22 protein-coding genes and 1 pseudogene are annotated in these 23828 nt (G+C 40.3%); 12 read left to right on the forward strand and 11 right to left on the reverse strand.

The window, feature by feature from the left end; genetic code table 11:
- Nucleotides 1-9: 9 nt before the first annotated feature.
- The 5 genes and pseudogenes from gshA to PTRA_RS17570 all read left to right on the forward strand — a co-directional run.
- Nucleotides 10-1296, forward strand: coding sequence for a glutamate--cysteine ligase (gene gshA, locus PTRA_RS17555; RefSeq protein WP_237113517.1), 1287 nt, complete (start codon nucleotides 10-12; stop codon nucleotides 1294-1296).
- A 73-nt stretch (nucleotides 1297-1369) separates the two neighbouring features.
- On the forward strand, nucleotides 1370-1588 hold the full coding sequence (locus PTRA_RS19305; protein ID WP_237113501.1) for a hypothetical protein: 219 nt from the start codon (nucleotides 1370-1372) through the stop codon (nucleotides 1586-1588).
- A 140-nt stretch (nucleotides 1589-1728) separates the two neighbouring features.
- Nucleotides 1729-2655 carry a bestrophin family protein gene (locus PTRA_RS17560; protein WP_058374943.1) on the forward strand — a complete coding sequence of 309 codons (927 nt, stop codon included), beginning with the start codon at nucleotides 1729-1731 and terminating at the stop codon, nucleotides 2653-2655.
- 41 nt (nucleotides 2656-2696) lie between these two features.
- The gene (locus PTRA_RS17565) at nucleotides 2697-3221 is read left to right on the forward strand and encodes a YqhA family protein (RefSeq protein WP_024591402.1); all 525 of its coding nucleotides are present in this window, start codon (nucleotides 2697-2699) and stop codon (nucleotides 3219-3221) included.
- A 160-nt stretch (nucleotides 3222-3381) separates the two neighbouring features.
- A pseudogene (locus PTRA_RS17570) lies at nucleotides 3382-3642 on the forward strand (DEAD/DEAH box helicase family protein); the annotation flags it as partial.
- Between the two features lie 443 nt (nucleotides 3643-4085).
- Here PTRA_RS17570 and PTRA_RS17575 read toward each other — a convergent pair.
- Nucleotides 4086-5450, reverse strand: a complete 1365-nt coding sequence (locus PTRA_RS17575; RefSeq protein ID WP_058375161.1) for a serine hydrolase domain-containing protein — start codon at nucleotides 5448-5450, stop codon at nucleotides 4086-4088.
- Nucleotides 5451-5831: 381 nt separating this feature from the next.
- Here PTRA_RS17575 and PTRA_RS17580 point away from each other — a divergent pair, with 381 nt between their 5' ends.
- From PTRA_RS17580 to PTRA_RS17595, 4 genes are all read left to right on the forward strand, one after another.
- Complete coding sequence (locus tag PTRA_RS17580) at nucleotides 5832-7004, forward strand: efflux RND transporter periplasmic adaptor subunit (protein ID WP_058374944.1); 1173 nt, start codon at nucleotides 5832-5834, stop codon at nucleotides 7002-7004.
- A 12-nt stretch (nucleotides 7005-7016) separates the two neighbouring features.
- Complete coding sequence (locus tag PTRA_RS17585; protein ID WP_058374945.1) at nucleotides 7017-10151, forward strand: efflux RND transporter permease subunit; 3135 nt, start codon at nucleotides 7017-7019, stop codon at nucleotides 10149-10151.
- A complete protein-coding gene (locus PTRA_RS17590; protein ID WP_058374946.1) occupies nucleotides 10148-11581 on the forward strand; it encodes an efflux transporter outer membrane subunit in 1434 nt (477 codons plus the stop codon). Before PTRA_RS17585 ends, PTRA_RS17590 begins: the two co-directional genes overlap by 4 nt.
- Nucleotides 11582-11731: 150 nt before the next feature.
- On the forward strand, nucleotides 11732-12367 hold the full coding sequence (locus PTRA_RS17595) for a TetR/AcrR family transcriptional regulator (protein WP_058374947.1): 636 nt from the start codon (nucleotides 11732-11734) through the stop codon (nucleotides 12365-12367).
- A gap of 36 nt (nucleotides 12368-12403) precedes the next feature.
- Here PTRA_RS17595 and PTRA_RS17600 read toward each other — a convergent pair whose 3' ends face one another.
- The 6 genes from PTRA_RS17600 to PTRA_RS17625 all read right to left on the reverse strand — a co-directional run bounded on the left by PTRA_RS17600 (nucleotide 12404) and on the right by PTRA_RS17625 (nucleotide 18076).
- On the reverse strand, nucleotides 12404-13507 hold the full coding sequence (locus PTRA_RS17600; RefSeq protein ID WP_058374948.1) for a HupE/UreJ family protein: 1104 nt from the start codon (nucleotides 13505-13507) through the stop codon (nucleotides 12404-12406).
- A complete protein-coding gene (locus PTRA_RS17605; protein ID WP_058374949.1) occupies nucleotides 13504-14529 on the reverse strand; it encodes a tetratricopeptide repeat protein in 1026 nt (341 codons plus the stop codon). The genes PTRA_RS17600 and PTRA_RS17605 overlap by 4 nt, the downstream gene beginning before the upstream one ends.
- A 59-nt stretch (nucleotides 14530-14588) precedes the next feature.
- A complete protein-coding gene (locus PTRA_RS17610; RefSeq protein WP_058374950.1) occupies nucleotides 14589-15095 on the reverse strand; it encodes an Ig-like domain-containing protein in 507 nt (168 codons plus the stop codon).
- 11 nt (nucleotides 15096-15106) lie between these two features.
- Entirely contained in the window at nucleotides 15107-16699 is a 1593-nt protein-coding gene (locus tag PTRA_RS17615) for a DUF4331 domain-containing protein (RefSeq protein ID WP_058374951.1), read from the reverse strand.
- 172 nt (nucleotides 16700-16871) lie between these two features.
- Nucleotides 16872-17555 carry an anti-sigma factor gene (locus tag PTRA_RS17620; RefSeq protein ID WP_058374952.1) on the reverse strand — a complete coding sequence of 228 codons (684 nt, stop codon included), beginning with the start codon at nucleotides 17553-17555 and terminating at the stop codon, nucleotides 16872-16874.
- A complete protein-coding gene (locus PTRA_RS17625) occupies nucleotides 17552-18076 on the reverse strand; it encodes a sigma-70 family RNA polymerase sigma factor (RefSeq protein WP_058374953.1) in 525 nt (174 codons plus the stop codon). Before PTRA_RS17625 ends, PTRA_RS17620 begins: the two co-directional genes overlap by 4 nt.
- 355 nt (nucleotides 18077-18431) lie before the next feature.
- On the opposite strand from PTRA_RS17625, the gene PTRA_RS17630 reads away from it, so the two are divergent.
- Nucleotides 18432-20060 (forward strand): diacylglycerol kinase family protein, encoded by a 1629-nt coding sequence (locus PTRA_RS17630; RefSeq protein ID WP_058374954.1) that lies wholly within the window; start codon nucleotides 18432-18434, stop codon nucleotides 20058-20060.
- 50 nt (nucleotides 20061-20110) lie between these two features.
- Here the strand turns inward: PTRA_RS17630 and PTRA_RS17635 are convergent, their stop codons facing one another.
- Nucleotides 20111-20419 carry a VF530 family protein gene (locus tag PTRA_RS17635; RefSeq protein ID WP_011329963.1) on the reverse strand — a complete coding sequence of 103 codons (309 nt, stop codon included), beginning with the start codon at nucleotides 20417-20419 and terminating at the stop codon, nucleotides 20111-20113.
- Nucleotides 20420-20473: 54 nt separating this feature from the next.
- A complete protein-coding gene (locus tag PTRA_RS17640; RefSeq protein WP_058374955.1) occupies nucleotides 20474-20776 on the reverse strand; it encodes a YnjH family protein in 303 nt (100 codons plus the stop codon).
- 206 nt (nucleotides 20777-20982) lie between these two features.
- Between PTRA_RS17640 and PTRA_RS17645 the strand changes: the two genes are divergently transcribed.
- Nucleotides 20983-21216: a TIGR02647 family protein gene (locus PTRA_RS17645; protein ID WP_011329965.1), complete on the forward strand. Its 234-nt coding sequence runs from the start codon at nucleotides 20983-20985 to the stop codon at nucleotides 21214-21216.
- Between the two features lie 35 nt (nucleotides 21217-21251).
- On the opposite strand, the gene maiA is transcribed toward PTRA_RS17645, so the two are convergent.
- Together maiA and hmgA are read right to left on the reverse strand one after the other, a co-directional pair.
- On the reverse strand, nucleotides 21252-21884 hold the full coding sequence (maiA, locus tag PTRA_RS17650; RefSeq protein WP_058374956.1) for a maleylacetoacetate isomerase: 633 nt from the start codon (nucleotides 21882-21884) through the stop codon (nucleotides 21252-21254).
- A gap of 6 nt (nucleotides 21885-21890) precedes the next feature.
- Nucleotides 21891-23192, reverse strand: a complete 1302-nt coding sequence (hmgA, locus tag PTRA_RS17655) for a homogentisate 1,2-dioxygenase (protein WP_058374957.1) — start codon at nucleotides 23190-23192, stop codon at nucleotides 21891-21893.
- A 150-nt stretch (nucleotides 23193-23342) separates the two neighbouring features.
- Between hmgA and PTRA_RS17660 the strand changes: the two genes are divergently transcribed.
- Complete coding sequence (locus PTRA_RS17660) at nucleotides 23343-23774, forward strand: MarR family winged helix-turn-helix transcriptional regulator (protein WP_058375162.1); 432 nt, start codon at nucleotides 23343-23345, stop codon at nucleotides 23772-23774.
- The last annotated feature ends 54 nt before the right edge of the window (nucleotides 23775-23828 follow it).

Consider the following 23828-nt stretch of genomic DNA (forward strand, 5'->3'; position numbering starts at 1 on the left):
CAAACTCGTTTGCAACACCTCAAATCACCTAATGGCTTAGCACTTTTAAGCCAGGTTCAACGGGGAATTGAAAAAGAAGGCCTAAGAGTTACACCAAAAGCTTTGATAGCACAAACCGGCCACCCGGAGGCTCTTGGGTCCACATTAACGCACAAGAGTATTACGACAGATTACTCGGAAGCGTTGCTGGAATTTATCACGCCTGTGTGTCAGCAAGTTGATGACACTATCGACTACTTGAGTGATTTGCATCATTTTACCTTGCGCCACATGCCGGATGAATACCTTTGGCCTGCCAGTATGCCCTGTCGCCTAGAGGGAGAAGCGAGCATACCCATTGCCCAATATGGCAGCGCTAATATCGGTCAAATGAAGCATGTTTACCGCCAAGGCTTATCGTATCGTTATGGCAGGACAATGCAAGCGATAGCGGGCATACATTATAACTTTTCAATGCCTGATAACTTTTGGCCTTATTGCCAGCAAGTTTGGGGTGAACAAGGTGATGTACAAGCGTTTAAATCGCAGCGCTATTTTGACTTGATCCGTAATTTTCGTCGTCATTCGTGGTTATTAGTCTATTTATTTGGCGCCTCGCCGGCTTTGGACAATAGCTTTATGGGCGATAAAAAGACCGATAAGTTAGACACATTCAGCAACAACACCCTTGGCTTACCGTTTGCCACTTCGCTTCGAATGAGTGACTTAGGCTACCAAAGCGAAGCGCAAGCAAATTTAAATGTTAGCTATAACAATTTAGATAATTATGTCGACGATGTTACCAAAGCAATTGCTCAGGGTTACCCTGCTTATGAAAAAATTGGCATTAATGTTGACGGCAGCTATCGTCAACTTAATAGCAATGTGCTGCAAATTGAAAATGAATATTACAGCGAAATTCGCCCTAAGCGCGTAACACAGTCAGGCGAACAACCGATAGTGGCACTTAAAGAACGGGGCGTTGAATACATTGAAGTCCGTATTCTTGATACTAATCCATTTTTGCCAGTGGGTATTGATGCGCAACAGATCCGCTTTCTCGATGTGTTTTTGTTGTATTGCCTTTTGTCTGAAAGTGCAGCATTGAGCGTTACGGAATCGGATGAAATTAAAGCGAACCAGCAGCGTGTTGTTCGTGAAGGGCGAAATCCTAAATTAATGCTGACGAAAAACGGCCAACCTGTTGCATTTAAAAAGGCCGCGAACGGGTTATTGACACAGTTGCAGCCAATAGCGGATTTACTCGATAAAGCCCATGAGGGGCAATCTACTGATGCGATAAACGATAAACGATAAAAGCCAAACGCACAGCCAAGCCCTAATTGAGCAAATAGCTAAGGTCGGAAATAGCGAATTAACACCGTCAGCTATGATGATGGCCGCGGGTGAAAATGGTGATGAATTTATCGACTTAATGCTAGCACAAGCCAAGCTACATCAAACTTATTTCAGTGAACGTGGTTTATCTAGCGCAATGGAAGCACAGTTGCAGCGAGAGACGATTGAGTCCATACAACAGCAGAAATTACTTGAAGCGAGTGATGTTATTTCATTCGAGCAATTTCTTGCTCAGCAAAATGCTAGATAAATGCTTAAACTGATAACTAAGATTGGTATGCCGTGTTCGTTAAAAATACTGTTCTACTAATGGAGTGTTCGCTTAGTAAGCGCACAGACGCTTGATCTCTCCCTAATAAAGCTAAATCTAATGTTAAACCGGAGGCAGTCATGATTGTTCGAGATAAACCTAATGCGTTTAAACTGTTGTTTATTTTACGTGGCTCCGTTGTGCCACTTATATTTGGGCAAATCGCCTTTTTTACCCTGTTAGGTGCTGCGGTTGCTGCTGCGCAATACTACTATCCGGTTATATTTCCGACTTTTACCTTATCGCCATTAGCGCTATTAGGTGTGGCCTTATCGTTATTTCTGGGTTTTAGAAACAATGCTAGCTATGAGCGTTGGTGGGAAGCACGCAAGCAATGGGGCCAATTGGTTATCGACGCGCGCAGCTTATCCCGCCAGGTGACGTCATATGTAGATGAAAGTGCCAAAGGTGGTGCTGAATTACAGCAACGGATGATTTATCTGACGATCGCGTTTAGCCATGCCTTAAGACATCACTTACGACAATCAGATCCGTGGAGTGATATTGAAAAATATCTTAATCCTGAGGATATAGCCGCGCTGCGTAAATCACAGAATTTACCTGACGCACTGCTGCGCTTAATGGGAAAAAAACTCGGTACTTGTCGTCATAAAAACCTATTATCTGACTTTTTAATCCAAACTATCGACGATAATATTACTTCAATGGCTACCGTGCAAGCGGGCTGTGAGCGCATTCAAAGTACGCCGCTACCGTTTGCTTATATGCTACTGGTGCAACGTACCGCCTACCTCTATTGTTTAATATTGCCGTTTGGTATTGTTGGCTCAATAGGGCTGATCACCCCGTTGTTTTGCGCCATAATCACCTATACATTTTTTGGTTTAGATGCGTTAAGCGAAGAGTTAGAAGAACCCTTTGGTCTTTCCGCTAACGACTTACCGTTAAGTTCGATATCCCGAGGTATTGAAATTAATTTGTTAGAGATTTTAGGTGTAACAGAGTTACCAGCACCTATTCAACCTATAAAGCACCGACTTATTTAACTGATTGTTTAACTGATAAATAACTATTTAAGGAATTTAAAATGAAAGAAACATTTAATATATTTCGATTTATTAGCTGGATAGCCATTATCTGTTCGCTATTAGGGTCAGTTTTATTATTTATCGTTGGGGCTATGAAGACTTATTCAGCCTATACTACTGTATTGTTTAGTGAAATAGCCAGTGAGAGTTTATCTCACCTTGACACTTCAGAGGTCGCAACGACTTATTTGATTAAAGCATTAGATACTTTTCTTATTGCGCTTGTATTGTTTATTTTCGCTCATGGCGTATTCACTTTATTTATTTGTGATAAGAAACTTGCAAAGAAAAGCTCTGTTCTCAAATGGATAAGCACACCAAACATTGGTCGTCTAAAGAGTATATTGGGTGAAGTCATTGTTATTATCTTGTTTGTGAAGTTTCTTGAAATTATTTTGGTTAACTTAAATAACCTTAAGTGGGAAATACTAATACTCCCCATCTCTATTCTTTTGCTTGCTCTAAGTTTAAAGCTTCTAAGTTTAGGGCGTGAAGAAAAAAAAGATGAAATTGATAGTGATTAAACATATACACATGGGTGTTTCTTAACCAATTAGTGATTAGATGAAAAAATTTAGGGTGAAATTGTCATAAAATTATAGTGTTAGGATTATAGGAAATAGGATTTGTTGGTAGATTTAACTATAAAAAATTCAGTTTTATCTTAATAATAAGGGCTAGCACATGACAAAAAACACATTTATTTTACATTCAAACTATGCACCTTCTGGTGACCAACCAGAAGCCATAGCAAAACTTATTGCGGGTATAAATAACGGTGTGACCCACCAGACCTTAAAAGGTGTTACTGGCTCTGGTAAAACGTTTACTATGGCAAATGTAATTCATCGCTTAAAACGCCCAACCTTAATCTTGGCACACAATAAAACCTTGGCAGCTCAGTTATACAGTGAGATGAATGTAGAAGATCCAAGTAGTTCAATTAATGCCATTAGCTCCATACTTATCAATATTTCTGGCCCAGCGTGTAGGTCGGATAAGCGAAGCGCCATCCGGCACAGTAAAATACCTTGCCAATTATTATTATCAGCATTTTATGTTATCGAATAGCTTGAAAGTGCCATAAGCAGACCTTCAAGGCGTGAATCTGAAACTTTGTTGGGTGGCGCCTTCGGCTTAACCAACCTACCTTTTGACGTTACTGTACGGGGTAGATCGGATAATTGGCGAAGTCACACCAACCGACAAAAATGATGAATTTACTAGAAACAGCCCGACTTACCGCGTTATTTAGCTTCACAAGGTTTAGTGTCATTGAGAGATATTTGGATCAATATTCATTACGGGAGATGAACCGCCCATTGCGGACCCGCATGATGGGTGGTGTGGGGGCTGGAGGTTAGAGACCTCCGGCTACCCGATTATATTTACAATTTAACCAAACCGTCTTGTTCGCCTTGATAAAGATAAACAGGAATAATTTCACTATTTCCGTTCTTTTCTCTAAGTTGAAAATAATTCTCAGTACATTCATAAGAATACGAATTATTTTCTCGTGGGATAAGTTTGCGCTTATCTTCACCTGTATATTGAGAATAAAGAGTACCATTTTCGAATGAAATATTTAAAATTTTAGAATCCGGGGCTCGATAACTACCCACTAAAGATGTCGCTATAGCTTTAACGTTTTCTTTAACTACTGGCTTAGGGGATAAATCTAATTGCAGGGCAATCATATCTAATAAGGCTGGACCGGGGTGCTTACTATCGATATTAGTAAAAGCTGTAGCGGTTAAGTCTTCATTTGGAAAATAGACATTCCAAGCAAAAAATCCGGGAACCATACCTTGGTGACTAAAGCTATCTAACCCACTTATTGGGTATACATCTAATCCGTATCCATAATTTACAGGATCGTTATTATCCAATTTAGCTCTGGTAGCCATTAACCGATAATTATCTTTTGAAATGACACTCCCTGATTTTAATGCATTTTGCCAAAGGCTCATATCAGCAAGGGTAGAAGCAATGGCACCCGCAGAATAGATCCAACTACGATCAACATCCCATGATCTTTCCGTGGATTCTTTTGGATTAAGGTATATTTTTGGTTCATCACGGTTACTAGTGTAGCCTTTAACTTTTCCAGAAGAGGTCCCTTTGGTAACAACAAAAGTATTATTCATTTTTAACGGTTTAAAGAATGACTGATGCATGAACTGGTCATAAGAAACACCAGAAGCAACTTCAATTACTTTACCTAATAAAATATACCCCAAATTTGAATAACTATATTTCTTACCTGATAGGGTGTGAGGAGGCTGAGTGCTAATAGTTTTTATAACATGATCGATAACGGCATTCTTGTCCCAAACAGAGGTGACGCTGGGATTTCCCATGTAATCAGGTAAGCCTGATGTATGGCTTAAAACTCTATCAATCGTTAAGTGCTTGTATTCTAGGTTAATATCAGGAATAAACTTCCCTAATGTATCTTGTAGCGATAGCCTATTTTTTTCTGATAGTTTCAAGATAGCGGCAGCAGTAAATGTTTTCGTAACAGAGCCAATTTGAAATATATCATCTACACGAAGGTCACTCATTGTTTCTATATTGGCTACTCCGATAGCTCCGGTAAAAACCTTTTTACCTGATTGTTCTAACCTTACAGCCATGCCAGGAGCATTGGTAGAATTGTGGCACTTTAAAATAGCATCAAAGTTTTTCTGTTGTGCAGTTACATTAAATGCACACACGGCAATACATAAACTAACGAATAACTTTTTTGACATTTGAAAACACTCCATTGCTTGATGTAAATATAACAGCTTTATCAGAGGACACTTTCCCTATTAAAGCGCGAAAACCTCCTTATTGCATGAGCTGCCATTAATAGCAAATAGTGTAACTTATTGCCAGCTATAAATATTACGCTTACTGTAGGTTATTTAAACATGTAAAAATGGGAAGTTTCCTCTTAGTATCGCTTACCCAATACGCTAGGGGAGTTTTGACTGTAAGCAAATTGCCGCTTTAGTCAACCAAATTTACACATGTTTACAGCATTAAATCTAGTTGAAAATAATTGCTAATTAGCATTGGAAAGCGTTGCGGAATAATTTAGAATGAACGTTCATTCTAAAATGTAAATTCAAGTTAAAAGGTAATTTAATATGCAGCGTTCCCGCATCGCGCTTTTGGTATTTTCGGCCCTCGTTGGTTCTGTTGTTTTAACTGGTTGTGATCAGGCTGCTGAGCAACCTAAAGCTTCTGCTTCTCAAGCTATGCCAGTAGGTGTAATAACATTAAAAAGTGAAGCGCTTACGCTTAAAAAAGAATTACCTGGGCGTGTAAGTGCTTATCAAATTGCAGAAATTCGTCCTCAAGTTAGCGGTATTGTGCAATCTCGTTTGTTTACAGAAGGTAAGCAAGTAGAAAAAGGCCAAGCGCTATATCAAATAAATCCAGCCATTTTTGAAGCTGAGCTTGCAGCAAGTAAAGCAGCTGTAGCCCGCGCTGAAGCGAGCATTGCTAGCAGTAAGTCAAAAGCATCTCGCTATAGTGAGTTATTAGCAATAAAAGCAGTGAGTCAGCAAGATTATGACGAAGCTGATGCAACGTCTAAGCAAGCATCGGCAGAGTTGCTCACAGCAAAAGCACAATTGCAAGCAGCGCAAATTAACCTTGATTACAGCAATGTGTCGTCGCCAATTAGCGGCCAAATTAGTAAATCAAGTGTAACCGTGGGTGCTTTAGTTAGCGCGAATCAAGCAGTAGCACTGGCTACTGTAACGCAGCTTGATCCTATTTATGTGGATTTAACACAATCGAGTAATGAGCTTACTAAGCTTAAAAAAGCACTAGCTTCTGGTTTGCTTGAGGTTGACTCTGCAATTCAAACCGAAGTTGAACTTTATATGGAAGATGGTTCAGTTTACGCCCATAAAGGCACGTTACAGTTTTCTGAAGTGACTGTCGATCCAAGCACTGGTTCAGTAACGCTGCGAGCTAAGTTTCCAAATCCTGAAAAGTTACTATTACCGGGTATGTATGTACGTGCAGAAATTGTTGAAGGTGTAAAAGCGAATGCTATTTTAGCGCCACAACGTGGTGTGAGCCGCAACACCAAAGGTGAGCCTACTGCAATGGTGGTTGGTAATGATAATACGGTGCAAAGCCGTGTATTAAAAGTGGACCGTACTATTGGCTCTGACTGGTTAGTGACGGATGGCTTAGCCGATGGCGATCAATTAATTGTAGAAGGTTTACAAAAAATTCGCCCGGGTGCAGCAGTGCAAGCGTCTGAAGTTGAATCAACAGCGTCAGCTGCTACTAAAGCGCAATAACGGAGAGTATTAATGTCACGATTTTTTATCGATAGGCCTATATTTGCATGGGTACTGGCCATAGTAGTTATGCTTGCGGGCATTTTAGCGGTTATGAATTTGCCGATTGCGCAGTATCCGTCTATTGCCCCTCCGGCAATTACAATTACGGCAAACTATCCGGGTGCATCAGCAAGAACATTAGAAGATTCAGTTACCCAAGTTATTGAGCAGAAGATGAAGGGCCTTGATGGGCTGCTTTACATGTCATCTACTTCGCAATCAAGCGGCTCTGCTTCATTAACCTTGTCGTTTAGTGCTGATACCGACCCCGATATAGCACAAGTTCAAGTGCAAAATAAATTGGCTACTGCAACACCATTACTGCCTGAAGAAGTACAACGCCAAGGTGTTGTGGTTGCTAAGTCATCAAGTAGCTTTTTAATGGTGCTGGGCTTTGTATCGCAAGATGGCAGCATGACCAATATTGATATTGGCGATTATGTAGCCTCAAACGTGCAAGATATTGTGTCACGCGTTGAAGGCGTGGGTGAAGTACAACTATTTGGCTCGCAATACGCGATGCGCATTTGGTTAGACCCTGCTAAGTTGCAAAATTATAAACTGACACCGGCAGACATTGCCGCGTCAATTAGAGCACAAAACGCACAAGTTTCTGCCGGTCAACTTGGTGGTATGCCTGCGGTATATGATCAACAGCTTAATGCGACTGTTACTGCACAAAGCCGATTAAAAACACCAGAACAATTTAAAAACATTTTAATTAAAACCAATAGCGATGGCTCAGCTGTACACCTTAGTGATGTAGCAGATGTAGAACTTGGTGGTGAAAACTATGGTGTAGTTGCGCGTTTTAACGGCAAGCCTGCATCGGGTTTAGGGGTAAAACTGGCCAGTGGTGCTAATGCGCTAGATACGGCAAACGGGGTTAAACAAGCCCTTGAAGAGCTTAAACCGTTTTTTCCTCAGGGCTTAGAAAGCGTTATTCCTTACGACACGACACCGTTTGTATCGTTATCGATTGAAAAAGTAATTCATACTTTAATTGAAGCTGTTGTATTAGTGTTTGTGGTTATGTACCTGTTTTTACAAAACTTTCGTGCAACCTTGATCCCTACAATTGCAGTGCCGGTGGTATTGCTAGGCACATTTGGTATTTTGTACACCTTTGGTTATTCAATCAATACGTTAACTATGTTTGCTATGGTACTGGCAATAGGTTTGCTGGTTGATGATGCGATTGTTGTGGTAGAGAACGTTGAACGGCTAATGAGTGAAGAAAAGCTCTCTGCGCTGGAAGCCACCCGAAAATCGATGGATGAAATTAAAGGCGCATTGGTGGGTATTGCTATGGTGCTGTCGGCGGTATTTATTCCGATGGCGTTTTTTAGCGGTTCTACCGGGGTTATTTATCGCCAATTTTCAATTACTTTAGTTTCTGCAATGAGCTTGTCGGTATTGGTTGCGCTTATTTTAACACCTGCATTATGTGCCACCTTATTAAAGCCAAGCCATGTACATGATACTAGTTCGTTTATGGGGCGGTTTTTTGTTGGATTTAACCGTAATTTTGATAAAACAAATACCGGTGCACAAGGGTTTGTAGCGCGTATGATCAAACATTCTAAGCGTTATTTACTTAGTTATGTATTGATTGTAGCTGGCATGGCGTACATATTTTCAAGTTTGCCAACCGCATTTTTACCCGACGAAGACCAAGGTATTTTGTTTAACCAAGTAATGTTGCCAGCAGGCTCTACTACACAGCAAACACTTAAAGTGGTTGAAAAGGTAGAAAACCATTACTTAAATGATCAAGCCGAAGCGGTTAAATCTATTTTTACCGTTACAGGTTTTAGTTTTGCTGGTTCTGGACAAAATGCTGCAATTGGTTTTGTGAGCTTAAAGCACTGGGATGATCGCCAGAGTGATGATTTATCGGTGGGCGCGGTTGCAGGTAAAGGTATGGGGTATTTTTCAACCATAAAAGAAGCACTAGTATTTGCTTTTCCACCTCCGGCAATTCCTGAGCTAGGCACGGCAAATGGCTTTACTATGTTTTTACAAGACCGAGTAGGCTTAGGCCATGACGAGCTATTAAAAGCGCGTAATATGTTGCTAGGTATGGCAAGTAAAAGCCCTATTTTAGCGGGTGTGCGTCCTAACGGCCAAGAAGATATGCCAGAACTACAACTTGATATTGACCTTGCAAAAGCAGAAGCGCTGGGTGTATCACAAGGTGATATTAACAGTACCTTAGCGACAGCTTGGGGGAGTAGTTATGTGAATGACTTTATTGACCGCGGTCGGGTTAAAAAGGTGTATTTGCAAGGCCAAGCTGAGTCTCGCATGGTGCCTGAGGATTTAAATAAGTGGTATGTACGCAATAAAAGCGGCGATATGGTGCCATTTTCAGCCTTTGCTAGTTCGCACTGGACTTACGGCTCACCTCGCTTAGAGCGCTATAACGGTTTTTCAGCGATGGAAGTTCAAGGTAGTGCTGCACCAGGTTATAGCTCTGGAGAAGCGATGGAAGAAATGGAACGTTTAGTTGCACAACTTCCTGCAGGTTTTGCATCTGAGTGGACGGGTATATCATTTCAGGAACGCTCTAGTGGTGGTCAAGCTCCTTTACTGTATGGCTTGTCGCTGTTATTCGTATTTTTATGTTTAGCTGCTTTATACGAAAGTTGGTCGGTTCCTTTTGCCGTTATGCTAATTGTACCTTTAGGTATATTGGGGGCAATTATGGCCGCATTTGTTGGTAATTTATCAAATGATATTTACTTACAAGTGGGCTTATTAACCACCATAGGTTTGGCATCGAAAAACGCTATATTAATTGTAGAATTTGCGATTCATAAAAAGGAAGAAGGCCTAAGCTTAGTTGACGCTGCAGTGGCTGCAGTGCGTTTACGTTTACGTCCAATATTAATGACGTCGCTGGCCTTTATGTGTGGTGTATTACCACTGGCTATTGCCTCAAGTGCTGGTTCGGGTGCACAAAACGCGCTGGGTATTTCAATTATTGGTGGCACCTTTGCGTCATCAACTATTGTGGTGTTGTTTGTACCTTTGTTTTTTGTTGTAGTTCACCGTTTATTTTCTAGCAAAAGCAGCAAAGGTGTTAAGGAGGGGGCGCAATGAGCTTAACCACAGTTAATTTAAAAACCTTTAGCCTTAGTGCAATTGCGTTAATGGTGTTGTCGGGGTGCCAACTTGCCCCTGAGCAACAACAAATAGCTTTACCTGTGCCTGATGCGTATGCATCGGGTGCAGAAGAGCAAGCACAAGCTACACAGCTAAATTGGCAGCAGTTTTTTAACGATGAAAAACTGCAAGCGTTAATTGCACAGAGCCTTGAGCATAATAAAGATTTACAAATTGCTGCATTAAATGTGCAGCGTGTGCGTGGTTTATATCAAATAGAAGACTCGGCATTATTTCCATCGCTTGATATAAATGGCTCTGGCTCGCGTCAGCGCTTGCCGGGTGATTTATCGGGTACTGGTGAGCCGCGTATTACTTCGCAGTACAGTGCTACCGTAGGTATTACCTCATATGAGCTTGATATATGGGGCAAGGTGCGCAATCAGTCAACGCAAGCACTACAAACCTTATACTCTACGCAGCTGAGTCAATACAGTATGCAAGTGTCGCTTATTGCTGAGCTTGCTAATGCATGGCTTAACTATGCAACCGACCAGCAGTTATTAGCACTGGCCGAGGAAACCTTAACGTCGCAACAATCGTCGTTATCACTTACTCAGCAAAGCTTTGATTTAGGTGCTGCATCAGCAATTACCCTAGAGCAACTTAAGAGTACGGTTGCTACAGCTAAAGTTGATATAGCAAAGTATAAGCGTTTATTAAAGCGCGATAAAAATGCGCTTGATTTACTAGTAGGTAATAGCGTTGCCAGTGATTTACTGCCAAATGCGTCACTTAATCATTTACTCGACCTACCAGAAGTACCGGTTGGTTTACCGTCTGATTTACTCACCCAACGCCCTGATATTAAAGCGGCTGAGCATCAGTTATTAGCGGCTAATGCAAATATTGGTATTGCGCGTGCTGCGTTTTATCCAAGTATTAGCTTAACCGCTAATGCGGGTACTGCATCAAGCGACTTAAGTGGTTTATTTGATGGGGGCTCGGGTACGTGGAGTTTTGTACCTACTATTAATTTGCCTATTTTTAATATGGGCCGTAACCAAGCTAATTTAGATGTTGCTAAAGCAGCGCAACAAATAGCGCTTACTACCTATCAGCAAAAAATTCAGCAAGCGTTTCGTGAAGTTGCTGACGTACTTGCAGATAACGAAGGTTATAACGCCCAGTTAAGTGCACTTGAGCAGTTATTGCAAAGTCGTCAGGCAACCTTTGACATATCGCAAGCGCGTTACGACAAAGGGGCCGACAGTTACTTGCAAGTACTTGATTCACAAAGAACTTGGTACAGTGCCCAACAGCAGTTAATTACGGGTAAGCAAGCATTGTTGGCCAGTAAAATTAATTTATATAAAGCGGTTGGTGGTGGTTGGCAAGCACCTAAAGATACAGATCAATCTAAGTAGTTTATATGGCCTATATCTTTAAATGTAGGCCATAGTTAAACTAACTAATTTGATAAGTATTACCAATTTAACACCCTTGAAGCCCCTGTATTTAAGTGCTGAGGCGTAAAGGGTGTTTTTAGAACCGCTGGTTTAGTAGTAGGGGTGCAAATGAAACATAAAAATAAAAGGCAGACAGATCCTGCGTTAGTCGAAGCACGCCGTACACAAGTACTAAATGCTGCTGCAGACTGTTTTCGTCGTAAGGGTTATCATGGCGCTGGCATGGCTGAAATTGCAAGAACTGCAGGTATGAGTGCTGGACATATCTATAATTACTTTGAAAGTAAAGAAGCAATAATAGAGAGTATTATTGAGCAAGACATGCAAGAAATGTTTTCTATATTTCAAGAGTTTGAAGATCAGCCTGGGGATTTGTTAACGATACTTTTAGATCGGTTGCATCAAAGTGTGCAACGCAATATGGATACCGGTGCCTGTGTGATCGATTTAGATATGATGGCAGAAGCGAGTAGAAACGATAAAGTAGCCTCGCTATTGCATGAAGCCGATATGCAAGCGCGTAACAGAATGAGACAGTTATTAATTAGCGACAGAAGCTTGTTAAAATCACACTCAGAGCAAGAACTAGAGAGCCGTATTAATGTTATTTTTTCGATGATGGCGGGCTTATTTTTACGCAAAATGCTCTACCCAGAACTAACCGAAGAAACAGTATTAATAGCACTTCGCCCAGCGATGAAAACGCTACTCATGCCTTTTGAAGTGCATGACGAAGTGCTATAAAAAAGTACTCTAAATTGGTATTAGGGCGGTTACAGGTTAAAACCGCTCGATTGACCATTGTAATGCAATCAGTGCTATGGCAAATGAGCCCACCGGCATTAACCATTTTTTATACCACTGATAGCCTCTTATGCTGATTAACACCGGTAATGCTACGAGTAAAATACTGAGCTGACCAATTTCTACCCCTAAGTTAAATGCCACAATACTCAATAGCTGATAATCGCTCGACAGCCCCAACTCACCCAATACACTGGCAAACCCCATGCCGTGCAATAAACCAAATGCAAATGTTACCCAGCCTAAGCGCAATACCAGTGGCCATACATTATTAAGTGCAGCAAAAAGTACTGATAGGGCAATACCTAGCTCTACCCAGCGGCTATTTGGCGATACTAAATTCATAGCTGTTGCAGTAAGCGTAATTGAATGCGCTAGGGTAAAGGCGGTAACTATCCACGCGGTGTGTTTAATAATTTGTTTTTTTGAGCTAATACTTTGCCATTGTTTTTCGGTGCGGGTAAGTACGCAGGTAAGTAATAAGGCGATTAAAAATAAAATATGATCAATACCAATCCAAATATGTAATATTCCTTGATACACATATTGATTAAAGGTGCTTAAGTAGCTTGATTGGCTAAAGTTAAATGTTTGTTTTGCATTGGCTGCGCTAAACACGCGCGATAAATTATTAATATTTACAATGGCTTTGTGGTTGCCATCGGTATTAAAAAAGGCGCTGTAATGTAAGCTAATGTCAGTTTGGTCAGCGCAGCTAAATAGCAGCGGTATTACTAAATAGGGTTGATTAAAGTGACTATCTAATTGATACGCTCCTTGGGTAGAGAGCGTGCATGCCTGTTGTTGCTGAATTAGCTGTAAATTAGCATAAACAAAACTATTAATTGAGCTGCGTTTGGCTTTTATTTCAGCCCAGGTTATTTGTTTGTCGTTATTAATATCGAGCGCCACGACTTGCTCTAAATCGGTTATATTTACTTGCCACTGACCACTGTACTTATTTTGGCTAGCAGCGGTATTATTTAAAGTTATATAGCCAGTACTTAACTGATGAGCAAAGCTATTAGTGGCCACTAAACTGGTGGCTAAAGTGAGAATAAATACACAAAATAGTTTCATAGTGTTGCTCGCTGCATGGCTTTGGCTTGTATTAATAACTGCTTATCGGTGCTCATTTTAGCTTGTTGCCAATTTATATTGGCCCAGTACAGGGCTTTATCACTATTTGGCGCTACTGCAATATAATAGTGGGCTAGATCGCTGGCATGAAAGGTATCTTGGCGTAGTTCGCGCAGCGCCACACGGCTTTTCATCATTGTTTGCCATTTTGTACTAACCGCATTGGTATTTTTTTCAGCAATAGCCAACCTGAGTAAAATAGCATCTTCTAAATTACTGTTATCTGTTAGCAAACCAGCTAAACTATTGAGTACTTGCTGGGTGTTATTAAGTGCTAATTGTGTATCGGCCCACAGTACAATAAGGCTCACCGGCGCAAACTGTAAATCGACATGGCTAATGTAGCTCAGCGCAGTTTGGTAATTATTTAATCGGTAGCTCATTTCACTTAGTACATGAGCAGTGGCTAGGCTAATATTTTTATTATGGGTAATATTTTTTAATGCATTATAACTTTGTATTAGCTGCTGTTGCTGGCTTTGTACATCTAACACGCAAGTACTTACGGTAATAAGGCTTACCTGCCCAATTAAGGCTGTACAATGCCCTTTGGCAGCAGTGAATTTACCTTTGGTCATGTAAATATTAGCCAGTAATAAATGACTATTACTGTGATTTGGCTCAGCCACTAATACTTCAGTAGCAATTTTAATTGCAGCATCAAATTGGTGCTCTTTTTGTAGTACTCGTGCATATAAATAACCAACTTGTGGAGTGGGGTTTTGGTTATACAAAGTTGCTAAATGTGTTTTTAACACACCTTGCAAACGTTCAGTTTGCCCAGCATATTGGCTATTTATAACTAATTCGTTTATTTCGGCAACAGACAGTTGAGCTACTATATTTGAGTTGCTAGGGGCAATAATTTCATTATCGGCTGGGGTAAAAGCGCTGGCAAATACATTGCTTGAAAATAACATACCCATAAGTAGCAAAATTAATTTGGTGTAAGATAATTGCATTGTTTAGTCCTTTTGAAAAAGCCATCCGTGGCCTGTCAGCTTTGATTATGAATTACTGATTAATTACCTGTTGCAGGGTGGAGGCCACCAACATCTGTTTCGGTGTTGGTAAATACTCGGCCGTTAATAGACAGTGGCTCTGCGTTAGCGGGTTGATTAAATGCATCGGTTGCAAACTGAGCAAAGTCGACTTGCAACGCTTCAATAGTAATACTTACCGTTGCTGTTACTTGGTTGTTAACCCCATCAGACACACCAAACATAAAGCTATCTGACCCTGTTTGTTCTTTGTTGGGCGTGTAGGTGTATGTGCCATCGGCATTTACAACTACGCTGCCGAGTGTGGGTTGGGTTGTTATGCTGTAGGTAAGTGTATCGCCATCGGCATCTGCTGCGTCAAGCATGTCGTTAATAGCCACCTCAGTTTGTGTGGTTACCATGGTATCGCTTGCTGTGGGAGCAACATTAACCGCCACTGTTGGCTCGTTGTCATTATCGCTACCACAGCCGCTCATTGCTAAAACACTTACCAGCAAACATGCCTGTGTATATTTTAAATTACGCATTATTTTATTCCTTATTTAGAACCCGCAAGTGGGGTAGTAAGGTAGGGAAAGCTTGCATCCATCATAGCGGCATTTATTGGTGCGCCATCGGTAAATTGCACAGTACCTACTTCAGCATCCTCTGGTTTACAAAGCCCTAAATTAGTGTCTACGCCTGCTACAGGGATAGGGTGACATAAACGACCCATAACAACTCTTAGTGCTATATCAACAACGTCATCACCTGGGCGACGGCCATTTGGAAATCCGGCTAAATCATTACCTGCTACCCCAAATGTAGATTGATCAGCTTGCGCTGTTGCTGCAATTTTAGTGTTTAAACGCAGCATTTCTGATGGCGTTACTGTTGCTTGCTGATTAACATCGGCAAAACCAGTTAAAAATGCGGTTATAAGGTCATTACGTGGAAAGTTTGTAGGTGCAAGCGTGGCAAAATTTGTCCCTAGGGTGGTATTAACTGCATCTTTAAATAAAATATTTAATAGTTCAGGCAGTGAAGGATGCGACACATAATCTAAAAATTGACCATCATCTTTAGGATGTGCAGTAGAGAAGGTGTCTTTATCTTTAATACCAATTACTAGCTCATTAACCAGTGGGTTACCTAAACGCGAAACTTGCGTTAATGCGCCGCCGTTAACTGCGTTATTTGCAAACTTAGCATTAGGGTTTAAAATACGTGCTTGCGGTAAGCTTGCTGTTGTCCACGAACCAATTACGCCATTACCTGAGCCAATCACACAGCTTTTAGGTATTTCGATTGCTATAGAGGTAATGTTTTTATCAGCTAAATCATCGTTATCTGCCGACTGTGTAATGCCACCAGGAAAGCCTGAGCCATCACCTGCACCCGCAGCACTGTCACCTTCAACAGGTACGTAGTTTACTAAATCAAAGGTTTTGCCTAGGTTAACTACAAAAGAGTCTTTACGTTGGCCAACGAACACTTTAGCCATGCCATCACAGTTCGCAATAGCGACTTGATACATAAATTGGTCGGCATACATTTGGTAATCTTGCTTTGAGGTAAAGGTTTTATTACCTACATAATCAAGCGGTTTATTAAAAGTAGTTGAGCTAGTAGTGGTGTTACTAAGCTGTACGCTAGTGCCTGTTTTTTGCGGGCCGCTGATCATGTTTACAGTGTAAGATTCACTAAAGTTAGCTGCACTATCATTACCTGCCGTAATACCACCAACATTTTTTAGCGGCACAGATACAGTGCGCTGATTGCCCTCAGGGCCGACGGTTAATTGCACACCTTGATTATCATTAGGCAGCATACTTTTAAAGTTAAACGCAAAAGTAATATCTTCAATAGCATCACCATCGTTATCAATGTGAATGCTGTAAGTAGCATCAGGGTCCATGGCAAAGTAATTAGGGCCACCGTAGGCATCTTGCAATGGAATGTAATTAGCAATCAAGGTAACAAAGTCACCACGGCCTTGCTCATAACTATTAAAAACATAAAAATCGGTAGAGTCTAAGGTTGGAAAACGACTAATATTAGGCGCTTCTCTATGGCTTGATGCTTCACTTGATGCACTTGCAAAAGTAGCACATATAACAACTGCGAGTATTGATGGAGTAAAAGCTTTCATGACTTTGTCCTTTAGTTTTTGATTGAAGTCATTAGTAATACGAGGCAGGATTTAAATTGGATGCAAATAAGTTAATTTATTTTTAATTAATGTGCTTTATTTGTTAATTATTGTTGTTTTTAGCTCTAATATCTTATTTCTGAAAAAAGATAAAAGAGCTGTTTTTAGTAATTTATAAAAGTATTAATTCGGTGGTATAGAGTACTTCGCTTGGTGAGCCGTTTGGCGAGCCGCCAATAGGTTCTAAACTTACAGCTAATAAAGCAACATCACTGGCTTTAAAACGGCTGTTTTTAGATAGCGTTATGCTGCCTGTTTTAGGGAGTAAGCCCAGCGATATTGGTGCGTCTTGGTCTTTTAGTATCATCCACAGCTCATAGTCTTTATCTGTTTTAGCCACAAGCTGACTACTTGCCTTAATTGATAAAGCCTGCTCATTAACATCAATAAACCATAACGGCTGCTGCGCTTTATTTTGCACTAATGCAATTTGCTGAATATTGCTAATATTAGTGGCCGGTTGCATTACTAAAAAGGCTAATACAATTGAAGCTACTGTAGCAACAAACGACCAAGTGCGCCAAATTGAAGCTTGTGTACGAATTATTGTTTTCGTTGGTTGGGGCTGATTTTCAATTTGTTGTAATATTTTTGGCCATAAGTCGTCACTTGGCGCTCGTGGCGTAATAGCACTGGCTAAGTTATTTAAGTTTTGCTCCCACATTGTTGTGGCCTCACGTGCTTTGCTGGAGTTGAGGAGTAATCGCTGAAAACGCTTACGGGTTGAGCTTGATAGCGTACCCAATACATATTGCCCTGCAAGTGCATTTAATACCTCGGGTTTATTATAATTCATAGGGTTAAACACCTTTGTAGCTGAACTAATCCACGGCGGATCCAACTTTTTACCGTACCTAAAGGCGTGTCGATATGATCAACTAATTCGCTGTGGCTTAAGCCTTTGTAATAGGCCAAGTGAATCGCTTGTTTTTGCTGTGGCTCTAATTGCTCTATACAGCTTACGAGTTTGGTATTTTCGGCATAACTTACTTCAATATCGTGCTCGTTTATATCGTCATCGGCTAGTGATTGCTCCTTGCGCACTTTGTTGTAGCGCAGCGCATCAAGGCTTCGGTATCTAACAATGCTGATCATCCAGCTAATAACCGTTCCCTTAGATGAATTATACTCAGATGCGTTATGCCAAATTTTAATAAAAGCTTCTTGCAATACTTCTTCCGCATGCGCTCTGTTTGTTAACATATTTAAAGTTATAGCAAATAATTTTCCGCTTGTTTGCTGATAAAGATTAGCGAATGCGTGTTTATCGCCTTGTGCGGTTGAGCACAAAAGGGGGAGTAAATCGTCGTTTTCCATGATTACCTTAATATTTTTATTATTAGTTAAATAAACGTTTGAGAGTTGTTTGTGGATGCAAAAAAATGCTTAGATGTGCTATTAGATTAGCTGCAATACAGCCTAATACAAGTAAACAAACTGTATTGCTGTTACTTTATACCAGTGTGAACAATTGACCTACTATAGTGTAAAAACAGCAACGTTTTATAAGTGGGCTAAAAAAAAGGCTTAATAAATAAAAATTAAAGTGTTAATTATCAATAATATAATTAACGAGGGATAAGTGAATGCTGGCGTAAAATTTGCTTTTACAATATTAAGGCATGATTAATAAATATAACAACAACGAGCATATATTATAAAAGGAGAACACATGTGGGCTGCAATTAGTTACTTACTATTGGCATTAATACTCATATTTATTGGCTGGGAAGTTAACTCAATTTACTTTTCAATTGTATTTTATTGGAGTGCGTTGTCACTACTTTTAGTGGGGGGCGCTTATATATTCGATATAGCAAAAGTGTTTAGAAAGCGCGAAAACGGCGTTATCCCTTTTTATATTCGCTGGGCGTTTATTCCTTTTTTATTCGGCGCACAATTATACAATGCGTGGGCACGTAAACACGATAAAGTGCCGCCTATTCAAAAGATTAATGAACATTTGTTTTTGGCATGTCGATTATTCCCCTCCGACATAGACACGCTAAAAGAAAATGGTATTACCGCAATACTCGATGTAACGTGCGAGTTTGACGGCTTAGAGTGGAGCTCTACGCAAGAGAATATTAATTATTTAAACATTCCGGTACTTGATCATAGCGTACCTACGCATTCGCAGTTAAACCAAGCAATTAATTGGATTCATCATCATGTACAAAAAGATCGCCGTGTGGTGGTGCATTGTGCTTTAGGGCGCGGGCGCTCTGTGTTTGTAATGGCGGCCTACTTGCTTAGCCAAAATAAAGATGCCGATGTGCATCAAGTATTGGCACAAATAAAAGAAACCCGCGAGACAGCTAATCTTAATAAACGCCAATTGCATCACTTAGCTAAGCGCCATAAAAAAGGTGAGTTAGTAATTAAAAACAAAGCATTTTTGATTGCAAACCCAGTGTCGGGCACAAAAATGTGGCAAGACAAACAACACCTAATTATTGCCAGTTTATCGGCTTATTACGACTTAACCGTATTAACAACCTCAAAAGAAGTTAACGGCGTAGCACTCGCTAAACAGGCAATAAAAGAGCAACCAGATATTATTATTGCTTGTGGTGGTGACGGCACGGTGACAGAAGTTGCCAGTGTACTAGTGCACACTAAATGCAGGTTGGGTATTATTCCGCTGGGCACGGCTAACGCATTAGCGCATGTGTTAATGGGCATAAAATCAAAATTTATTCCTGTAGAGCAAGCCTGCGATTTAATTATTGATGGGCAAACAAGTTTAATCGACACCGCTTATTGTAACGACGAGCTAATGTTATTACTGGCAGGAATTGGCTTTGAGCACTCCATGATTGAAAAAGCCGACCGTGAAGCTAAAAATAAATCTGGGCAACTAGCCTATTTAAATGGTTTTTTACAAGCGTTTGGTGAACAAAAAGCACAAGTGTTAACTATAAAGCTTGATGATAACGAACCAACGCAAGTAAGTACCAATAGTTTTATAGTTGCAAATGCCGCGCCCTTTACTACTTTACTAGCTCAAGGTGGCGGGCAGCCTGATCATAGTGACGGGCTTCTTGATGTGAATTGGTTAATACCCAATAAAGAAAATGGCACTACAGTACTGAGTATTGCCGAGCTTATGTTTAGCAGCATTACACAAACGCATTTAGCCATTAACTCGCATCATACAAATGCTAAAAGAGTGGAAATAAGTGCAGAGCAAGAGATTAAATACGTAGTAGATGGAGAGGTTAAAACTTCTAACAAATTAGTTATTACAATCTCACCTGGATCATTAAATGTAATTTGCAAAGAACAGCTAGATAAATAATACGCGGTTATAAAGCAATAAAACGGCGTTATTACACGCCGTTTTATTATTTATTTTTTGATCGAAGGCCAAACAAAGCCTGATGTATCAGGTGCTCTATCGGAAGTGGGCCTTGGTGCACTTTTAGGTCTACGAATTGGCTTGTTATTTATGGTATGAATATAAAGCGCTTCTACTTTATCTCGTGCCCATGGGGTTTTACGCAAAAATTTTAAGCTCGATTTAATGCTTGGTGCATCAGTAAAGCATTTAATTTTAACCTGTTCACCCAAAGTTCTCCAGCCAAGTCGCTGCTCTAACTCAACAAGTATTTGTTCTAACGTTACCCCATGTAAAGGGTTTTTAGGTTGATTATCCATAGCTACACTACTTATTTAAACTGCGGATATTGTAACTTAATTCACTCGTAGAGGCTAATTCACTGTAATTGTAGCGGGCTTAGTAGGGTAAATAGCATTGCCTTGTTTGTCGAGTTTAAGCCAAATTAGTTGACTGTTGTTATGTTGTACAAATTTAGCCCCGCAAATAAGCGTAAATGAGTGTATTTGTATTAACGCTCCTTCGCTGTAGCGTTTATTGTCGTACCAACAACTTGTGTCGGTATTTACAAACTGATTAGCATCAATAACAGCATGGGTTTTAATTGTATTAGCATGGCTGAGTAGCGAATAGCCTAAGCAACTAATATAAAAACATAAGATTAATAAATGGCGCATTTTAGCCTCAAATTGTCGCGGGTTTAAAAATAATACACTAAGCTAAAAAACATGCTAGGGTAAGGTATACACAAACACCATAAAAATGCGTAATTGGGTATTTTATAGCACCTTAACATTAGACAGCTGCTTATAAAAAAGGCGCTTTCTTGACTTGGGTATATTTATATTTAGTAAAACACAGAACAATAAATAGGTGAAAATATATGCAATTTAACCAAACAATGATCGATGAATTTACACTGTTAGCTAAATTTCCGCGTGAAAGTAAAATGCAGGGAATTAAACTTCATTCAGACGCAGAGCCTAGCTTATTAAGCGCCGCACAACGTTTATTTGATAAAGGAATTATAGATAGCCCAGATGGCGGTTATTTAACTGATCTGGGCTTAGAATTAATTGACCATGTCACTGTGGTGCACAGCGCCTTACAAGGCTAATTTTCTGGGTTAATTACCTAGGCTAATTATTTAGACTAGGTTGCATCGGGTTGATTTTGTGGTGCGGCATCAATAAATGCATCGAGCTTATTACAACGCTCATAAATGGCTGCTATTTTAGGATATGCGGCCATATTTACATTAAAACGAATAGCATTAAATACCTGCGGTACTAAGCACACATCGGCAAGGCTTGGTTGCTCACCCACACAAAAAGCGTTATTACTATCAAGCAGTTGCTCTACTTTTTCAAACCCTACTTCTACCCAATGACGATACCAGGTGTTTTTAGCATCATCGTCTACCCCTAGTTCGTTGCTTAAATACTTGAGCACGCGTAAATTATCTAAAGGATGAATGTCGCAGGCTATGGCGTAACTTAAATTACGAATTTGTGCTTTTTGCCACGCGTTACCAAATAATAATGGCGCAGTGTTTGGATAGCTTTCTTCAAGATACTCTAAAATAGCCAGAGATTGCCCAAGTACACCGTCAGCTGTTTCAAGTGCAGGGAGTAAACCTTGTGGATTTTTATCTAAGTAGGCTGAACCTAACTGTTCAGACTTTAGTAAATTAACACCAACCAATTCGTGATCAATGTTTTTTAAGTTAAGCGCAATACGCACCCGATAAGCAGCAGATGAGCGAAAATAACTATAAAGTTTCATGGTTTTTTATCCTTGTGAGCCAGTAAATTGCTTTTTAATTGTGCGCCAGCAATCAGTGTAATTAGCTTGGCGCTCTTTGCCTTCAAGAGCGTATTTAGTAGGGGATATGACATAACGTGATTCAAACATAAATGCCAGCGTATTCTCATAACGTTGTGGCTCAAGCTGGGCATTAGAGGCTTTGTCGAACACGTCGGCTTCAGGGCCATGAGGCGACATACAATTGTGTAGGCTCATACCGCCGGGAACAAAGCCATGCTCTTTAGCATCGTAAACACCTTCTATTAAGCCCATAAATTCACTCATTATATTGCGGTGAAAGTAAGGAGGGCGAAAGGTATTTTCGGCCACCATCCAACGTGGAGGGAAAATAGCAAAATCAATATTAGCAACACCCTCAGTACCTGATGGCGATGTAAGTACGGTAAATATAGAAGGATCTGGGTGATCAAAGCTCACTGTATTCATTACATTAAAACGCGATAAATCATATTTATACGGCGCACTGTTACCGGTCCAGGCAACTACATCTAGAGGAGAGTGGCCTATATCACAACGAAACATATTGCCGTTAAATTTGGCAACTAATTCAAACTTATCTTCTATATCTTCAAAAGCAGCCACTGGGTATTGAAAGTCACGATCGTTGGCAAAGCCATTAGAGCCGACCGGGCCACGCTCAGCTAAAACATATTGATGACCATAGTTTTCACAAATATAACCGCGTGCAGTTGCTGTTAATAGTTGTACCTGAAACTTTATACCACGGGGAATAACCGCTATTTCGCCCGCTTTAATGGTTAAATTACCACACTCAGTTTTAAGTAATAATTCACCTTGCTGCGGTACAAACAGCATTTCGCCATCGGCATTATAAAAATAACGCCCGTCCATCGATTTATTAGCAACATAAACATGAATACCAATACCGGTTTGGCCATTTGCACTACCATTAGCGGCCATAGTAATTAAGCCATCAATAAAGTCAGTTGGTTGCTGTGGAATGTCGATAGGGTTCCAGCGCAGCATAGTCGGTGGTGTCACTACTTCGGTGATAGGCGCAGTGCGAATTAAGCCATTATCTATTGCAGTATAATCGCCTTGAACAACAGAGGGACGAATACGGTATAGCCAAGTTCGGCGATTATCGGCGCGCGGCGCAGTAAACGCGGTTGTACTAAACTGCTCTGCATATAAATCGTACTTTACTTTTTGCGGGCTAAATTGCCCGATAGGCAATGCACCAGGCAAAGCTTCGGTTTCAAACTCATTACCAAAACCAGTCATGTATTTTAATTCGGTAGCCATTAGCAACTCCTGTGAGAGTGGGGTAGTTTAATCTTGTTATTATTTAGGTTAAGATACTCTCAAGTGAGACTAATATCAAATGTGCAACTACGCACCTGTGTAAATATTAATGAACAGTTTAGCAACGCTTGTATAGATGGAATAACTAAAATGAAAATTGATTTAGCCACGTTTTTACCTTACCAATTAAATAATATAGCGACGCAGGTAAGTAACGATTTTGCCAAAGTGTATAAACGTGAATTTGGCTTAAATATTCCGCAGTGGCGCATACTCGCTAACTTAGCGCAATATGGGCAAAGCACGGCTAAACAATTATGTATGCAAGCTGATATGGACAAATCAACGGTATCAAGAGCGGTACAAGCCTTAATAACTAAAGGTTTTATTTACAGCAAAGTGAATGAGCAAGATAAACGTGCTGCATTTTTAATGCTAGCTGATGAAGGCGAGGCTCTGTATAAAAAAATCACCCCAGAGGCACTTGCATGGGAAGCGCAGCTCTTAAATACACTTAGTGATGATGAGCGCCAGCAAATGATGAGCATTTTTGAAAAATTAAAACATCAGTTACAGCCATAAAAAAGCCCATCAAAAGATGGGCTCTAAACTAAATAAAATTATTACCTAATTTTT

It is taken from the genome of Pseudoalteromonas translucida KMM 520 (assembly GCF_001465295.1).
Taxonomy (GTDB): Bacteria; Pseudomonadota; Gammaproteobacteria; order Enterobacterales; family Alteromonadaceae; genus Pseudoalteromonas; species Pseudoalteromonas translucida.

Excerpts from the sequence above, each read along its gene's own strand:
- PTRA_RS17565 (WP_024591402.1), top strand. The coding sequence starts at position 2,697 with ATGAAAGAAACATTTAATATATTTCGATTTATTAGCTGGATAGCCATT.
- PTRA_RS17625 (WP_058374953.1), bottom strand. The coding sequence starts at position 18,076 with ATGGAAAACGACGATTTACTCCCCCTTTTGTGCTCAACCGCACAAGGC.
- hmgA (WP_058374957.1), bottom strand. The coding sequence starts at position 23,192 with ATGGCTACCGAATTAAAATACATGACTGGTTTTGGTAATGAGTTTGAA.
- PTRA_RS19305 (WP_237113501.1), top strand. The coding sequence starts at position 1,370 with ATGATGATGGCCGCGGGTGAAAATGGTGATGAATTTATCGACTTAATG.
- PTRA_RS17615 (WP_058374951.1), bottom strand. The coding sequence starts at position 16,699 with ATGAAAGCTTTTACTCCATCAATACTCGCAGTTGTTATATGTGCTACT.
- PTRA_RS17560 (WP_058374943.1), top strand. The coding sequence starts at position 1,729 with ATGATTGTTCGAGATAAACCTAATGCGTTTAAACTGTTGTTTATTTTA.
- PTRA_RS17600 (WP_058374948.1), bottom strand. The coding sequence starts at position 13,507 with ATGAAACTATTTTGTGTATTTATTCTCACTTTAGCCACCAGTTTAGTG.
- PTRA_RS17645 (WP_011329965.1), top strand. The coding sequence starts at position 20,983 with ATGCAATTTAACCAAACAATGATCGATGAATTTACACTGTTAGCTAAA.
- PTRA_RS17640 (WP_058374955.1), bottom strand. The coding sequence starts at position 20,776 with ATGCGCCATTTATTAATCTTATGTTTTTATATTAGTTGCTTAGGCTAT.
- PTRA_RS17585 (WP_058374945.1), top strand. The coding sequence starts at position 7,017 with ATGTCACGATTTTTTATCGATAGGCCTATATTTGCATGGGTACTGGCC.
- PTRA_RS17590 (WP_058374946.1), top strand. The coding sequence starts at position 10,148 with ATGAGCTTAACCACAGTTAATTTAAAAACCTTTAGCCTTAGTGCAATT.
- PTRA_RS17595 (WP_058374947.1), top strand. The coding sequence starts at position 11,732 with ATGAAACATAAAAATAAAAGGCAGACAGATCCTGCGTTAGTCGAAGCA.
- maiA (WP_058374956.1), bottom strand. The coding sequence starts at position 21,884 with ATGAAACTTTATAGTTATTTTCGCTCATCTGCTGCTTATCGGGTGCGT.
- PTRA_RS17630 (WP_058374954.1), top strand. The coding sequence starts at position 18,432 with ATGTGGGCTGCAATTAGTTACTTACTATTGGCATTAATACTCATATTT.
- PTRA_RS17605 (WP_058374949.1), bottom strand. The coding sequence starts at position 14,529 with ATGCAATTATCTTACACCAAATTAATTTTGCTACTTATGGGTATGTTA.
- PTRA_RS17635 (WP_011329963.1), bottom strand. The coding sequence starts at position 20,419 with ATGGATAATCAACCTAAAAACCCTTTACATGGGGTAACGTTAGAACAA.
- PTRA_RS17610 (WP_058374950.1), bottom strand. The coding sequence starts at position 15,095 with ATGCGTAATTTAAAATATACACAGGCATGTTTGCTGGTAAGTGTTTTA.
- PTRA_RS17620 (WP_058374952.1), bottom strand. The coding sequence starts at position 17,555 with ATGAATTATAATAAACCCGAGGTATTAAATGCACTTGCAGGGCAATAT.
- PTRA_RS17580 (WP_058374944.1), top strand. The coding sequence starts at position 5,832 with ATGCAGCGTTCCCGCATCGCGCTTTTGGTATTTTCGGCCCTCGTTGGT.
- PTRA_RS17575 (WP_058375161.1), bottom strand. The coding sequence starts at position 5,450 with ATGTCAAAAAAGTTATTCGTTAGTTTATGTATTGCCGTGTGTGCATTT.
- PTRA_RS17660 (WP_058375162.1), top strand. The coding sequence starts at position 23,343 with ATGAAAATTGATTTAGCCACGTTTTTACCTTACCAATTAAATAATATA.